This window comes from Arthrobacter sp. SLBN-53 (genome assembly GCF_006715585.1).
GTDB lineage: Bacteria > Actinomycetota > Actinomycetes > Mycobacteriales > Mycobacteriaceae > Mycobacterium > Mycobacterium neoaurum_A.
This window is the reverse complement of sequence record NZ_VFNN01000001.1, coordinates 3,833,427-3,847,264: the sequence shown is the minus strand read 5'-3', so window position 1 is coordinate 3,847,264 and position 13,838 is coordinate 3,833,427. Positions and strand designations below refer to the sequence as shown.

The window sequence follows — 13,838 nt, the reverse complement described above, 5'->3', positions numbered from 1 at the left end:
TCCGGGAAAATGCCGCGGTCACAACATCACCACTGCCGCAACGGATGTCGCCACCAATAGTCCGGTCACGACCGGTACGAACAGGCGTCGGGCGAGATCGATCACCGATACTCCGGTGAGGCCTGCCACCACGATCAGCGAGGACCAGATCACCAACGTTCCGCCACCGGTCCAACTCGCCCCGTTCTGCGCGATCGCGGCCAGGGTCGCCACATCGGCTCCCGAGCTCTCCCCCAGTGAGGCGGCCAGCGATCCGGTGAACGGTAGGCCAGGCCAACCGCTGCCGTCGAGGCCGATCACCATACCGATGACCAACATCGCAAACGCCGCGACGACCGGTATCGCCGGGATCAGCGGTTGCACTCTGGACACCGCGTCGAGGAGAAATGCCGGTGCCGCGACGCCCTCGGGCAGGCCGAGGATGGTCCCCGAGTAGTCCGACAACCCGATGTAGACGAAGCCGGCCACCGGAATGACCATTCCCATGGTGCGGAACGAGAAGGCGATGCCGTCGGTGAAGTGGTCGCCCACCTCGGCCAGCCACCCGCGCCGAACCGAGATGACGGACACCGCTACCAATGCCAGCGCCGCCGTGCCACCGACCAGCGGGGCGCCCAATCCTTCGTCGATATTGGGCAACCAGTCGGTGAACCGGCCGAGCAGCATGAACATCAGCAGTGCTGCGAACAGTGTCGGAATCGCCACGGCGATGACTCGCGCGGCCCCCGAAACCCGCTGGGAATCCGATGTTTCGGTGGCGACGCGGACTGTGGACAGGTCGGTCGCGGCGCCTGCGGCATCGTCGGATCCACCGCCCTCGGCGGCCGCCTGGACCGGAAGGACCACAGCCGCGGCGGCCGCGGGGGTGAGCATCCTGGTGCGGACGTCGCGGAAATAGGCGACGGTCAGGGCCACCACCCCGGCGATCAGCGCGATGATGGTGGCGCGGATCGCGATCGATCCGGCTGACACATCGGCACCGTCGGCCGACAACGAGGGGGCCACGCCCATGATGAGGTCCGAGCTGAGCGCCATGCCCTGACCGGTGATCGCGATCGCCAACGCCGCCCCGAAAGGCGGCAATCCCACCCGTACCGCCGCGGGCAGCAGGATCGCCGCGATCAACGGCAGGACCGGGGTCGGCCAGAAGGACAGCGACAGCAGAAAGGTCACGATCGCCAGCACGACGTAGGCAGTGTGCCCGTTGCGAAACAGCGAGCGCAGGGGTGCGATCATCAACGCGTCGGCACCGGCGCGGCGTACCGCTCCCAGCATCGCGGTGACCAGAGCGATCACCAGGAAGATCGGTAACAGCTCACGGGTGCCGACGATGGCGGCGTTGAACAACGCCGCCAGTCCGGTGGTGACACTCCCCCCGAAGGCCGTCGCGGTGAAGAAGGTGGCCAGCAGTGCCGGTGCCACAACATTCTTCTTCGCGATGACGGTGATGATGAGTGCGACGAGTCCGAGCAGATAGCAGTAGTGGGCGAGAGTCACCTGGAGAACCTTCCTGGAACCGAGCGCCATGGTGTGGCGATCCGAAAAGCTTTCAACAGCAGTCGAACCCGCCGGGGCCACATAGCAGTGCTGTTTTCACCGCGGTGGGTCGTGCGGCTGCGCCGCCGCGCCCCGGCGTCGTGCAGACCCTGATTCTCTCCAGCGCCGACCCCTGCGGCAATCCCGAAAAGGCACACCGCACAACCGGTCAGCCGTGCACAGTGTCCAGATATGCAGCAAAATACTCATATCACTGCGCACCGCGCACGGTTGTGCGATCATGAGCAACCCGCTAGCCCACCGCGGCGACGAGTTGCACTTCAACCGGAGCGCCCGACGGTAACGATGCCACTCCAATCGCACTGCGGGCCGGAATGTTTCCCGGACCGAGAACCTCGGTGAGTGCTGCCGTGGCGCCATCGGCCACCGCGGTCAACCTCGTGAAGTCGGCAGTGCACGCGACGTACACCGTCATCTGCAGACAGCGAATATCGTCGGTACCGCCCGGCTGCACCGACCGCACCGCGGCCGCCGCATTACGCGCGGCCAACCCGGCGGCCCGGTAGGCGGTTTCGACGTCGACGTCGGCACCGACCGTACCTACCACGTCAAGCACGCCATTGCGCCGTGGCGTCATTCCCGCGGTGTACACGATTCCGGCGTGCAATACCGCCGGCGCATAGTCGCCCTGTGGGGGTGGCGCACAGCGGTCAGTCGACACCGAGCGCCACACCTTCCTGTCGGGGATCGGCCGCGCCGCTGAGGATGCCGCGGTCATCCAGCGAGATCAGTTGGGCGCTGCCGCCGGCGCCCCATCGGGGTTGGACGGTGACCCGGTGTCCCCATTGCGCGAGTTCCTCCCGAACAGTGACCGGCACCGAATCCTCGATGCGCAGTTCGTCGGCTGCGCCGAGGACGTCGGCGTCCGAGCCGGGGAACACGGTGAACCGTGGTGCCGCGACCGCCTCGGCCGGATCGAGCCCGTGATCGAGAATGTGCGAGAGCAACTGCATGTTCCACTGCACCTGACCATCCCCGCCCGGGGTGTTTCCGACGTGCAGCAGCCCACCGTGATCGTCGGTCACGATCCAGGCGTTGAGGGTGTGCAGGGGTTTACGGCGTGGGGCGACCTCGTTGGGATGGCCCGGTATGAGATAGCCACCGCGGGCGAGACGGTTGTTGAGGACCACACCTGTGCCCGGCACCGTGAACTTCGCTCCGAAGGTGAAGGCCAGGGAGTGGATGAAACTGACGGCCCGGCCGTCGGCGTCCACGGCCACCGTCGAGGTGGTATCGCCCGCACCCACCGAAATCGGACCGCGAACCTCGATGCGATCATCGAGGTCGCGGCGTTGCATCGCGAGCCGTTCCTGCCCCAGCACATAAGCGGCGCCGGTGTTGTCGCTACCGCACAACTCGAACCGGTCGGCAAAGGACAGCCGTGCGGCCCGGGCCAGCCGGTCGATGGCCGCGCTGCTGAGCCAGCGCTGGAACCCGACCACACCGTCACACAGTGCCGCCTGGTGCAGCACCATCCAGCCGGGCGTGGGAAGCGGCGTCTGGTGCACCGTGGCACCGGCGTAGCGGCCGGTGAGCGCCGGTTCGATATCCAGTGCGGCACCGGCGGCCCATTCGTCACCGCTGAACGGCGCGCCGCCCGCCCGCAACGCGGAGACCGCGCGTTCGCCGAACGAACCGCGATAGAAGCCAGCCGGGTCGTGGGCCAGTAAGCGGATGGTCGCGGCCAGGTCCGGCTGAACGAGTCGATGCCCGACACGCGCCGCACCTCCGCCGCTCGTGTAGACCGCGGACAGACCCGCGTCATCGCCGATGGCCGTCAGTGCGGTACCGACATCACCGGCGGTGCGCGCCGAGCACGGCACGCCGTTCTCGGCGATTCGCGCCGCTTGCGCCCACAGCGCGGATAGCTCGCGCGTGGCACCGTTGCGGTGTAACACCGCCAGTGCCGCCGGTGCACCCGGCACCGCGACCGCCAGCGGGCCATCCAGCGGGATGGACGAAAAGCCTTGTTCAGCATAGAAATCCGGCGTGCCCCCATCCGGTCCGAATCCCGACCCGTTGACCGTCCACACCCGGCCGTCGGGTTCACGAACCACGGCGAACGCATCACCACCGATACCGCATTGTCCGGGTAGGGTCAGCCAGCACATCGATGCCATCGCCAGCGTCGCATCGACGGCGTTGCCCCCGTCGGCCAGCACCCGTGCCCCGGCCAGGCTAACCGCGGGATGGCTGGAGCTGACCATGCCCGCTCCGGACAGCGCAGGCGGGCGGGCCGCATCGGCCATCAGACGCTCCGGCGCGCGCGGCGGGTCGGGCCTGCGGGCGCATCACCCGGCGTCACCCCGACGAAGATCTCGCCGTCGCGCTCCTGGCAGGGATAGGTCTTGATCGGCTCGGTTGCCGGCGGACTGATCGGTTCACCGGTCTCCAGGTCGAATGCGCTTCCGTGACAGGAGCATCCGATACCGTCATCACGAAGCTTGCCAGAAGACAGCAGGCAGTCCAGGTGCGTGCAGTAGTTGGACGTGGCATAGGCCTTGCCGTTGAGCCTGGCCACCGCGAACTCGTGTTCTCCGGCGTAGAACCGTCTGACGATGCCTTCGGGTACCTGACCCGATCGGGCAATCCGGACGAATTCCGTTGTGGCTTCCTGCATCTGTTCTGTCATGACACTCCTGTCCTAGGGTGTGCTGGGGTTCAGGTAGACGGTCTTCTCATTGAGGTAGAACTCCATCATCGATGCGCCGGCCTGTTCCTTGAAGGTGCCGGCCGACGAGGCCTTGTAGCCACCGAAGGGCGCGTTCATCGCCATCCCCGTGGTGGGCTGGTTGATCTTCACCAGACCGGTCCGCGACCGGCGGGCGAACCGCTGCGCCACACTCAGATCGTTGGTGACGATGGCCGCCGACAGCCCGAATTCGGTGGCATTGGCCAGCTCCATCGCCTCGTCCATGTCGCCCGCGCGCTGCACGGCCACCAACGGTCCGAACACCTCCTCGTCCACGATGCGCATCCCGGGCGTGGCCCCGGTGAAGACCGCGGGACGGACGAAATACCCGCCCGCTGCGCCGCCGGGGGTGACGGATCCACCACCGCAGCGCAGGGTGGCGCCATCCGCGACGCCCGCCTGCAGGTAGGACCGGAACTTCGCATACTGGGCGGCGCTGGCCAGGGCACCCATATCGATGCCGGGTTCTGCGCCCGGACCCACCTTCACCGCCTCGGCCCTCGCGACCAGGGCATCGACCACCGCATCGTGGTTGGCGTCGGTGACGATCACCCTGCTGGTACCGGTACACGCCTGGCCGGACAGTCCGAAGGCCCCTTTGGCGATCAGTGCCGCCGCGTATTCGGGATCGGCGTCCGCCGCGACGATCACCGGGTTCTTGCCGCCCATCTCCAACTGCACGCGACGGTGCGGACCGATATGGGCGTGGATGGTTCGACCGACGTCGGTGGACCCGGTGAACGTGATCGCCGCGATTCGTGGGTCGGCGGTGACGGCGGCTCCGGCGACGCCGTCACCTTGCACCAACGCGATCACGCCCGGCGGCAGGCCTCCGGCCAACAGTGCTTCGACCAGTCGCTGCCCCATCAGCGGGGTCAGTTCGGAGGGCTTGAACAGCACCGGATCTCCGACGGCCAGCGCCGGACCGAGCTTGCGGGAAGGGATGTTGAGCGGGAAGTTCCACGGGGTGATGGCCCCGACGATGCCGATCGGTTCGCGCAGTGTGTACACCAGGGCATCACCGGCCGCGGGCAGGGTGACTCCGCTCGCGCGGGTTGCCTCGGCGGCATAGAACCGCAGATTCGACGGGGTTCGGCCGACCTCCATGGTGGCCTCGGCGACGGTCTTGCCCTCCTCGCGCACCAGTTCGGCAATCAGCTCGGCGCTGCGCGATTCCAACTGTGCGGCAGCGGCTTCCAGGATCGCAGCACGGCGTTCCGGGGCGGTATCGGCCCAGTCCGGCGCCGCTTTGACCAGACCGTCGACGGCCCGCTGGACATCGTGGGGTCCCGATGCCGGGAATGTACCGATGACATCGGTCGGGTCGGCCGGGTTGGCCCGGGTGAACGTTGCCCCGGAATGCGCGGGCACCCAGGTCCCGCCGATGAAGTTCAACCCCTCGATCATGCCGGCACCTCCGCGTTGTCTTCGTTTTCCTGGTCGTTGTAGGCCAGGTCCCACAGGTCGACATCCTCGTCACCGAGTTCCGTGGGCTCGACATGCCTGCCGAGCAGTTCGCGTGCCACCGAGATGTCCTCGCCCCGTTCGATACTGAGCGCACCGCACAGCACAGGGCCGTCGAAGTAGAAGGCGGTGAAGTCCAGGCCGTCCCGGTCGCCGCGCAGTACCGGGGTGCCGCGGATGGTGCCCAAGCTCTGGATGTTCCGGCCGAACTGGTCCGACCAGAACCAGTGCGGGTCGTCGTTGACGGCATCGCGACCCAGCATCGCGCCGGCCACCGCCACCCCCTGCCGACTGGCATTGTCGAAGTGTTCGACCCGGACATGGCGACCCGCCCGCGCCGAGTAGCGGCGCGCCACATCACCGGCAGCGTAGACGTGGGGTATCGCGGTGCGTCCCGCATCGTCGACGACGATGCCGTCATCGACGTCGAGGCCTGAGGCTGCCGCGGAGGCGACGTTGGGGGTGATACCGATGCCGATCACCGCGATATCGAATTCCTCGGCCGCCGCGCCGCTGCCGATCAGGACGGAGTCGCCGGTGGTGCGCAGGTCGGTGACCGACGCCGAGGTGCGGAGATCGACACCGTTGTCACGGTGCAGCGCTGTGATCAGCATCCCCATCTCGGCACCGAGCGACGTGGCCAACGGTATCGGCGCGGTCTCCAGCACCGTCACCGCGGCACCGGCCGTCGCGGCCGTGGCGGCGAGTTCCAGTCCGATGAAACCGGCACCGATGACGGCCAGCCGACAACCGGGCTGCAGGTGCGGCGCCAGTCGGGTGGCGTCGTCGAGGCTGCGCAGATAGTGCACGAGGTCCGGACGCGGCCCCGGCACCGTGAGTCGCCGCGGACTGCCGCCGGTGGCGAACAGGACAGCGTCGGCGACGATCGGGGTGCGACCGGTGAATTCCACGGTGCGCGTTGCCGGGTCGACACGTGCCACGGTGGTGTCGGTGAGCACTTCGACATCATTTGTGGCGCGCCACTTTTCGGGCAGAATCCACAGTGATTCCGCGGTCTCGGCACCGTTCAGATAATCCTTGGACAGCGGCGGTCGCTGATACGGCGGATGCGGCTCGTCACCGATCAGCAGGATCCGGCCGTCGAAGCCGTGTCGGCGCAGATTGCGCGCGGCGACGGCGGCGGTCTGGCCGGCGCCGACGGTGACGATGGTGCGCGGTGTCATGCCCTGGCTCCCTCTCCGGTGCCCGCCTCGGCGTGCCGGGTGGGCACCGTGTCGATGTAGACGGTGCCGTCGTCGTCGACACGCACCGGGTAGGTGGGTTGGCAGAGGTCCTGGTCGGCCTCGTAGCCCGTCTCCAGATCGAACTGCCACTGGTGGCCGGGGCAGATCACCTTGCCGTGCAGCAGGGTGCCTTTGAACAGCGAACGATCTTGGTGCACACAGAGATCGGCGAAGGCATACACCCGACCGTCGGCCTGGAACAAGGCGACGGCCAAGCCGTCGATCTCGACCCGCAGCTTGCGTCGCCTGCCGAGGTCTTTCATGGTGGCCACAGCTGTCCACATGTGCTTTCCCTTTCGGTCGGTTCGGCGCGGCCCGCGCAAGGGGCGGACCGCGCCGAGACCGGTCAGACCGCTGCCGGCTCCAGTTCGGGTGCGACGTAGGTGTCGTAGAGACCCTTGGTGTACGAGAAGCGCATTTCGGCACCCCAGCGCACCATCTGGAGACAACGCTGCTGCAACTGCGGGGTGTCGGCGTGGTCCAGCACTATCTGGTAACCACGCTCACCGTGCACGACGTCGGAGGTGATGTGCAGATCGAAGAACTCGATCTCGTCCTCGGTGAACTTGTAGAACTCGCGCAGGGGCACGATCTGCTTGGTGTAGATGCTGGGCACCTGCGACTCCAGACCGACCACCAGCGCCGCGGTGGCCACCACGAAGTGCTCACGCGCCGATACCGCGTAGCACCAGGACTGCAGACCCCGCGTGATCGCGTTCATGTTGTTCGGGTCTTCGATGCGTTCCTTGGTGGTGCCGCATGCCTCGCCGAATTTGATCAGCAGGTCGGTGTGCCGAATATCGGCCAGTTCCTCCTCGTACATGTTCTGCAGCGTGAAATCCTTTGCGCCGGTGAACTCGTCGGGAGTGTTGGAGTAGATGTTGGCCAGATAATCGGCGAAGGGCCCCACATAGTGGAAGTGGTTCTCGGCCCAGCGGGCAAAGTGATGGCGCTTCAACTGGCCATCGGCCCAGGCCTTGGAGAACGAGGCGTTCTTCGCCTCGCGCCCCTTGATGGCGTTCTCCAGTTCGGTCCGGAACGCGGCGCGATCCAACAGTTCGGTCATGGTGAGATCCTTTCGATTCGGCTGAGTACGGAGCGAACGGCCACCGGCGTGCGGCGATTCGCGTTCGAACAGGGCTGCACACGCAATATTTCTGCGAAATATGCTCTGCAACAGTGAGATTAGTCAGGCTCGTAGTCTTTCGACATGGACAACATCAACGCCGGTGCAGTCGGTGATGAGTCATGCTGCACAGGACTCTCAGCGCGACCCGACGGCCGCGGTCAGCGCCTCGAACTCGGCAAGGATGGCGCCACCGACCGCTTTGTCCTGGGCTCCGTTGCCACCGCTGATTCCGACGCCGCCCACGATCTGACCTTCGAACACCAAGGGAAAGCCGCCGACGAAGACGGCGAACTTGCCCGGCAGCATCTGACTGATGCCGAAGGCCTCGTTACCGGGCAGGGCGGGGCCGTTCGGCGGCTCGTTGAACAGATGCGTGGCCCGTTCGTGCCCGGCCGCGGTGAAGGCCTTGGCGATCGAGATGTCCACACCGGTCAACCTCGCACCCGGAAGACGATGCAGTGCAAGCACATTGCCGCCGTCATCGCAGATGCACAGCGTCTGCTTGACACCGATCTCTTCGGCCTTGGCCCGGCCGGCGGCGAGCAGCGGCAGGGCGTCGTCGAGGGTGATTCGGTAAACCTGATGCATATCGGCTGACTCCTGTGGTCGTCGGTGGCTGGCTGTGCGCCTGGTCAATGTCTACCGACGTTGCCCACCGAATGCGCTGGTCACTATGTCCGGCATTCACCCGACATTCGGGACAAACTGCACATAGGGTTGCGCTGGCCGACGATGTGATCGTGGCGGTGCACGCCGCCGCAGCCCGGCAGACGCGTCGCACACACGAGGTGAGGGATATGACACCAGCGCACACCCAGGGTGATCGCATGACGGTCGCAGGCATGCTCGACGAATCGTTGATGTCCGCCGCCCGCGTCGTGGCCGGCCATGATCATCTCGATCGCGAATTACACTGGGTACTACCGCTTTCTGAAGTTCTGTCCGGACACGAAACGCTCGACGGCGTCGCCGTCTACGCTCGCCCAGAGGCGTTGTTGGGCAATACCGGCACGTTGGGTGCGCTGTCCGCACGGGGCGCCACCACGCTGCTGGTCGACGGATCGATACCGACGGGTTTTCCGGCGAACCTGCCTGTCGGGCTGGTGGTCGTCGAGATGGCCTTCCCGGTCGGGTTCACCGCCCTGAACCGACTACTGGCCGAGCGCGCACTCAGCCAAGAAGTGCATGTGATGCGTTATGCGACCCATGTGCACGCGTCTTTGGCCGGGCTTTTCCATCGCGGTGCCGGGCTGCAGATGCTGGTTCGCGAAGTGTCCAACCTGGCGCGTAACCCGGCGATCGCGTTGGACGCACGCGGGCAGATCGTGGCCGTCAACGGCCTCGGCGCCGAAACGGCCACCGCACTCAACACGGTGCTCCTACCGAGACTGACCGTCGACCTTCCCACCGCCGCAAGGTTGTCCGCACATCACGACACGCGGATCGAGCACCTCGACGACCCCGCCGGCACCTCCTGGACCGCCATCAGCACAGCGATCCGGCTCGGGAAGGCGTTCGAGGGGTGGGTCGCCATCCTGGTCGCCGATCCAGCACCGGGTCGTCACGACGTGGCGCGCCACATCGTCGTCACCGAGCAGGCGACCGCCATCATCGGCTCGGAGATGTTGCGTCAGCACAGTATCGACGAGGCCGAGGAACGCGCCCGTGGGGATTTCGTCCAGGCCCTGGTGCACGGACACTTCTCCAGCGAGCACGATATGCGCACGCGCGCGGAGTACCACGATATCGACATCGACTCACACTTCGGGGTTTTCGTCGCACCGGGCGTGGTGCCGCACGGCGTCGACAATCCGGCCGCAAGCATGGTCCGGCTGGCCCGCTACGCCGCCAACGTGGCACCGGATCCGGCCGTGCGTTCCTATGTGACCGTTCTCGGCGATGTCCTGGTGGTCGTGCGGACATTGCGCGGGCCGGATGACGATGCCCGCCGCCAGGAGATGGCACATTACGCCGGAGCGATGTCCGAGGAGTTGGAGAACCGCCGGGGCGCCGCGGTCGCGGTGTCCTACAGCAGACCGGCACCGGGGGCCCAGGCGGTCTCGGGCAGTTACCGCGAGGCGCGCATCGCCCTGGGCATCGCGCGCCGGCTCAACCTGACCGGCGCCGTCTCCTACCAGGACCTGCGCAGTTTCACCGTGCTCGCCGACGTCGCCGAGACCGAGCAGAGCCGCGCGCTGGTCACCGACATTCTCGGCCCGCTGCGTGCCACTCCGGATCTCCGGGATTTCGTGACCGGGTACCTCGCCAACGGGGGCAACGTCAACGCAACCGCCAGAGCACTCAACGTGCACCGCAACACGATGCTGACCAAACTGGACCGGGTATCTCGAGCGATCGGCTTGGACATCCGGCTACCGGACAATCAATTCACCGTGTGGCTGGCCATCCGGCTGGACCTGTTGACCGAGGTGCACGCCGCCGTGGACCGCGAGGCAAGCTTCCGCTGAAGCTACCGCTCTTCGACCGGGTCGGCCCCCACGAAAGACCCCAGCAGTCCGAGCACCGCCACCACCGCCACCACCGCGAATGCCAGCGCGAAACCGGTTGCGGTCGGTAGCCCGAGGGCGATGGCGACCCAGGCCGCACCCATCGCCGACCCGCCGAACCGCACCAGGTTGAACAGGCCGAGTCCGGTGCCCTGCGCGCCGGCCGGTGACCGCGTCGCGCCGGTGGCCGCCGGCGTCTGCACGAACGCCGTGCCGATACCGATCACCACCAGGATCGCCGCGAAACCCGGCAGTCCATAGGGTCTCTCGATCAGATCGGCGGCCACCGCCGCGGCCAGCAGCACCTGCCCGACGATCAGCAAGCTCAGTCCGGTGCGCAACACCCGGCGTGCCCCGAGCCGGTCCAGGTAGCGCCCGACCACCGGCCCCAGAACGACCATCGAGACCGGGATCGCCAGCAGGACCATCCCCGCCACCGAACCCGAATAGCCGCGGGCAACCACATACAGCGGGACTGCCAGCAGCGTCGCGCCGAGACTGAACATGAACGCGAAGGCGCCGAGGGTGCTGCGCATGAACCGCGCCTCGGCCACCAACCGCACGTCGACGAATGGCTCTGGTACTCGCAGGCAGTGCCAGGCGAAGAACACCAGGATCAGCACGGCGGTACCCACCGCCGCACCGACGAACACCGAAATCCCCCGTGCCGGGATCAACGCGACACCCAAGATCAGCAGTCCGGCTCCGAATGTGAGAGCCAGCGCACCCATAGTGTCGAAGTGCATCCTGGTACCCGGGTGCCGCGGGATGTGCAGCAGCGTCCCGATGAGCCCGGCGAGGGCCACCGGCACCAGCGGGACGAAAACCCACCGCCACCCCCAGCCGTCGGCGATGAACCCGCCCATCGTGGGGCCTATCGCTTGTCCTATTCCGTTGACCGACGCCCACAGCCCGACCGCCTTCCCGCGCCGTTCACCGGCGAAAAGCCAGGTCAGCAATCCGAGTACGGCGGGGCCGAGGGCCGAGGCGGCCGCGCCACCCAGACAGCGCCAGACGATCAGCAGCTCCAGGGAAGGGGCCGTCGCGGCACCGACGGCGCATATCGCCGTGCCGACCATCGACGCGCAGTACACGCGACGCCGGCCGAATCGGTCCCCGATCCAGCCGACCAGTGGCATCGTCGCGGTGAAGGTGAGCAGAAACCCGACCACGACGAAAACACCGCTGCCGAGCGGCGCATCGAAGTCTGCCAGGATCGCGGCCATCGGCACATTGACGACGTTGTTGCTCACGGTGCCGACCAGGGTCCCGGACAACAGCGCGGCCAATGCCAGCGGTGTACCGCCGGCATCGGGGCCGGGCGGTCGGGCGACCGAGCGGCTATCGGTATCAGTCATCGCCTCCACTGTCTCACTCCTGAACGACGGCCGGCGCCGCCTCCGGCGGTCACGATGCCCAGTCCGGCCCTCCCGAAATGGACATCGTGCACAGTGCGCGCGTCGGCGCGTCTGGGCCACCCGCGCCGCCGCCCAGCGCCGCGACGCGAAGTGTGGCGCCGATTTTTACGTCGCCGAAACACCGCGACACCAGGATGACAAGGTCAGAACACGTTGCACAGCGGCGGACGCACAGCGGTGTGCACTCTGTTCGTTGACCCAGCCGCATAACACGCCGAGCATTCCCCCATCAAACTGCACAGCCCACGAGCAGTTGTGAGTGAAAAGACCCGCGATGGACATTCATCTCAGCGCAGCCCACTGGATCTATCTCGCCGGCATCGTCGTCATCCTGCTCACGATGGCACTGCGCAAGAACATCCTCGTCCCCTCTGTGGTCGCGACTTTGCTTACCGCGTGGGTGTTTTCGGGCAGCATCGTGACCGGGTTGGCATCGATATTCAACGCCAGCCTGGTGGCCGCACACGAGTTGTTCAACATCTTCTTGATCATCGCCTTCGTCACGGCCATGCTGGGGGCGCTGCGCGAGATGGGCGCCGACCGTCTGATGGTCACCCCATTTCGACGGGTGATGCGTTCGGGCACAAGTAGTTTCGTTGTACTGGCGATCGTCACCTATGTGATCTCGCTGTTCTTCTGGCCGACGCCTGCCGTGCCGCTGGTGGGGGCAGTGCTCATCCCGGTGGCGATCCGAGCCGGCTTGAGCCCGTTGTCGGTCGGCATGGTGATCGCGATCGCCGGCCAGGGCATGGCATTGTCGTCGGATTACATCATCAAGGTGGCGCCCGGCATTTCGGCCACAGCCGCCGGCGCCGATACCGACACCGTCGCCGACAAGGCGATGGTCCTGTCGCTCATCGTGGGTTTCGTCGCACTGGCCATCACCTACCTGACCCAGCGCCGCACCTGGCGCCGGCCCGCACCGGAGTTGCTGGTGGCCTGGGAGAACAAGGCCGACAAGCTCGGGGTGAGCCCCGCAGAGCAGGACACGGACGGGGGCACGGCGGGACGCCCGCAACCCGACGGCACCCCCGTATTCACCGGCACCAGGTCCGCCGCACCCACGGCGACGGTGGTACTCGAACCGGTCGCCACGGAGTCTGCCGACACCCCCAAGCCACTGTCAGCCAAGGCGTTCGCCCTGCTGGTCCCACTGGCTTACCTGGCGTTCATCGTCTACTTGTTGCTGGGCAAGTTCACCTCCATCGTGCCACCACTGCAGGGTGGTGATGCCGCGGGCATCGTCGGCGGCATCGCCGCGATGCTGTTGTTCGCCGCCTGTATCGCCAACGACAAACGCGCCTTTCTCGAAAGCTCCTCGACGCACATCGTCGACGGCCTTGTCTTCGCCTTCAAGGCGATGGGCATCGTGCTACCCATCGCCGGCTTCTTCTTCATCGGCAACGGTGACTTCTCGGCCCAGATTCTCGGAATGCCGACCGACGCAAAGGGTCCGGCACTGCTGTTCGACCTCATCAACGCGGCGCTGGCCAATGTCGCGCCCAATGCCTTCCTGGTTGCCTTCACCGTGCTGTTCGTGGGTGTCATCGCCGGACTCGAGGGGTCGGGCTTCAGCGGTCTACCACTCACCGGATCGCTGTCGGGCGCGCTCGGCGGAGCAGCCGGAATAGACCCGTCCACGCTGGCCGCCATCGGCCAGATGGGCAACATCTGGTCCGGCGGTGGCACATTGGTCGCGTGGTCGTCGCTGGTGGCTGTGGCAGGCTTCGCCCGGGTGCCGGTGCTCACGCTGGCCCGCAAATGCTTCGTACCCGTCATGTCCGGCCTCGTGCTCTGCACGGTCGCGGCCGTCCTGCTGTTCTGATG

12 protein-coding genes are annotated in these 13,838 nt (G+C 66.7%); 2 read left to right on the top strand and 10 right to left on the bottom strand.

The window, feature by feature from the left end:
- Positions 1-18 precede the first annotated feature (18 nt).
- From FBY28_RS18485 to FBY28_RS18445, 9 genes are all read right to left on the bottom strand, one after another.
- Positions 19-1,497, bottom strand: coding sequence for a hypothetical protein (locus FBY28_RS18485; RefSeq protein ID WP_216847807.1), 1,479 nt, complete (start codon positions 1,495-1,497; stop codon positions 19-21).
- Positions 1,498-1,789: 292 nt separating this feature from the next.
- Positions 1,790-2,218 carry a RidA family protein gene (locus FBY28_RS18480; protein WP_216847806.1) on the bottom strand — a complete coding sequence of 143 codons (429 nt, stop codon included), beginning with the start codon at positions 2,216-2,218 and terminating at the stop codon, positions 1,790-1,792.
- Entirely contained in the window at positions 2,208-3,806 is a 1,599-nt protein-coding gene (locus tag FBY28_RS18475) for a gamma-glutamyltransferase family protein (protein ID WP_141868826.1), read from the bottom strand. Before FBY28_RS18475 ends, FBY28_RS18480 begins: the two co-directional genes overlap by 11 nt.
- Entirely contained in the window at positions 3,806-4,189 is a 384-nt protein-coding gene (locus FBY28_RS18470; protein WP_174241676.1) for a Rieske (2Fe-2S) protein, read from the bottom strand. Before FBY28_RS18470 ends, FBY28_RS18475 begins: the two co-directional genes overlap by 1 nt.
- A 12-nt stretch (positions 4,190-4,201) precedes the next feature.
- Positions 4,202-5,656, bottom strand: coding sequence for an aldehyde dehydrogenase family protein (locus tag FBY28_RS18465; RefSeq protein WP_141868825.1), 1,455 nt, complete (start codon positions 5,654-5,656; stop codon positions 4,202-4,204).
- Complete coding sequence (locus FBY28_RS18460; RefSeq protein ID WP_141868824.1) at positions 5,653-6,897, bottom strand: NAD(P)/FAD-dependent oxidoreductase; 1,245 nt, start codon at positions 6,895-6,897, stop codon at positions 5,653-5,655. Before FBY28_RS18460 ends, FBY28_RS18465 begins: the two co-directional genes overlap by 4 nt.
- Positions 6,894-7,241 carry a Rieske (2Fe-2S) protein gene (locus tag FBY28_RS18455; protein ID WP_141868823.1) on the bottom strand — a complete coding sequence of 116 codons (348 nt, stop codon included), beginning with the start codon at positions 7,239-7,241 and terminating at the stop codon, positions 6,894-6,896. The genes FBY28_RS18460 and FBY28_RS18455 overlap by 4 nt, the downstream gene beginning before the upstream one ends.
- Positions 7,242-7,303: 62 nt before the next feature.
- Positions 7,304-8,023: an iron-containing redox enzyme family protein gene (locus FBY28_RS18450; RefSeq protein ID WP_141868822.1), complete on the bottom strand. Its 720-nt coding sequence runs from the start codon at positions 8,021-8,023 to the stop codon at positions 7,304-7,306.
- Between the two features lie 198 nt (positions 8,024-8,221).
- Positions 8,222-8,674 (bottom strand): GlcG/HbpS family heme-binding protein, encoded by a 453-nt coding sequence (locus tag FBY28_RS18445; protein WP_019514065.1) that lies wholly within the window; start codon positions 8,672-8,674, stop codon positions 8,222-8,224.
- A gap of 209 nt (positions 8,675-8,883) precedes the next feature.
- On the opposite strand from FBY28_RS18445, the gene FBY28_RS18440 reads away from it, so the two are divergent.
- The gene (locus FBY28_RS18440) at positions 8,884-10,554 is read left to right on the top strand and encodes a helix-turn-helix domain-containing protein (RefSeq protein WP_216847805.1); all 1,671 of its coding nucleotides are present in this window, start codon (positions 8,884-8,886) and stop codon (positions 10,552-10,554) included.
- Between the two features lie 2 nt (positions 10,555-10,556).
- Here the strand turns inward: FBY28_RS18440 and FBY28_RS18435 are convergent, their stop codons facing one another.
- Entirely contained in the window at positions 10,557-11,951 is a 1,395-nt protein-coding gene (locus FBY28_RS18435) for an MFS transporter (protein ID WP_141868821.1), read from the bottom strand.
- 334 nt (positions 11,952-12,285) lie between these two features.
- Here FBY28_RS18435 and FBY28_RS18430 point away from each other — a divergent pair, with 334 nt between their 5' ends.
- A complete protein-coding gene (locus FBY28_RS18430; protein WP_141868820.1) occupies positions 12,286-13,836 on the top strand; it encodes a hypothetical protein in 1,551 nt (516 codons plus the stop codon).
- Positions 13,837-13,838 lie beyond the last annotated feature (2 nt).

What these genes read in the sequence shown, in the direction of transcription:
- FBY28_RS18475 (WP_141868826.1), bottom strand. Translation starts at nt 3,806, where the DNA reads ATGGCCGATGCGGCCCGCCCGCCTGCGCTGTCCGGAGCGGGCATGGTC.
- FBY28_RS18430 (WP_141868820.1), top strand. Translation starts at nt 12,286, where the DNA reads ATGGACATTCATCTCAGCGCAGCCCACTGGATCTATCTCGCCGGCATC.
- FBY28_RS18445 (WP_019514065.1), bottom strand. Translation starts at nt 8,674, where the DNA reads ATGCATCAGGTTTACCGAATCACCCTCGACGACGCCCTGCCGCTGCTC.
- FBY28_RS18460 (WP_141868824.1), bottom strand. Translation starts at nt 6,897, where the DNA reads ATGACACCGCGCACCATCGTCACCGTCGGCGCCGGCCAGACCGCCGCC.
- FBY28_RS18450 (WP_141868822.1), bottom strand. Translation starts at nt 8,023, where the DNA reads ATGACCGAACTGTTGGATCGCGCCGCGTTCCGGACCGAACTGGAGAAC.
- FBY28_RS18470 (WP_174241676.1), bottom strand. Translation starts at nt 4,189, where the DNA reads ATGACAGAACAGATGCAGGAAGCCACAACGGAATTCGTCCGGATTGCC.
- FBY28_RS18465 (WP_141868825.1), bottom strand. Translation starts at nt 5,656, where the DNA reads ATGATCGAGGGGTTGAACTTCATCGGCGGGACCTGGGTGCCCGCGCAT.
- FBY28_RS18455 (WP_141868823.1), bottom strand. Translation starts at nt 7,241, where the DNA reads ATGTGGACAGCTGTGGCCACCATGAAAGACCTCGGCAGGCGACGCAAG.
- FBY28_RS18435 (WP_141868821.1), bottom strand. Translation starts at nt 11,951, where the DNA reads ATGACTGATACCGATAGCCGCTCGGTCGCCCGACCGCCCGGCCCCGAT.
- FBY28_RS18440 (WP_216847805.1), top strand. Translation starts at nt 8,884, where the DNA reads ATGACACCAGCGCACACCCAGGGTGATCGCATGACGGTCGCAGGCATG.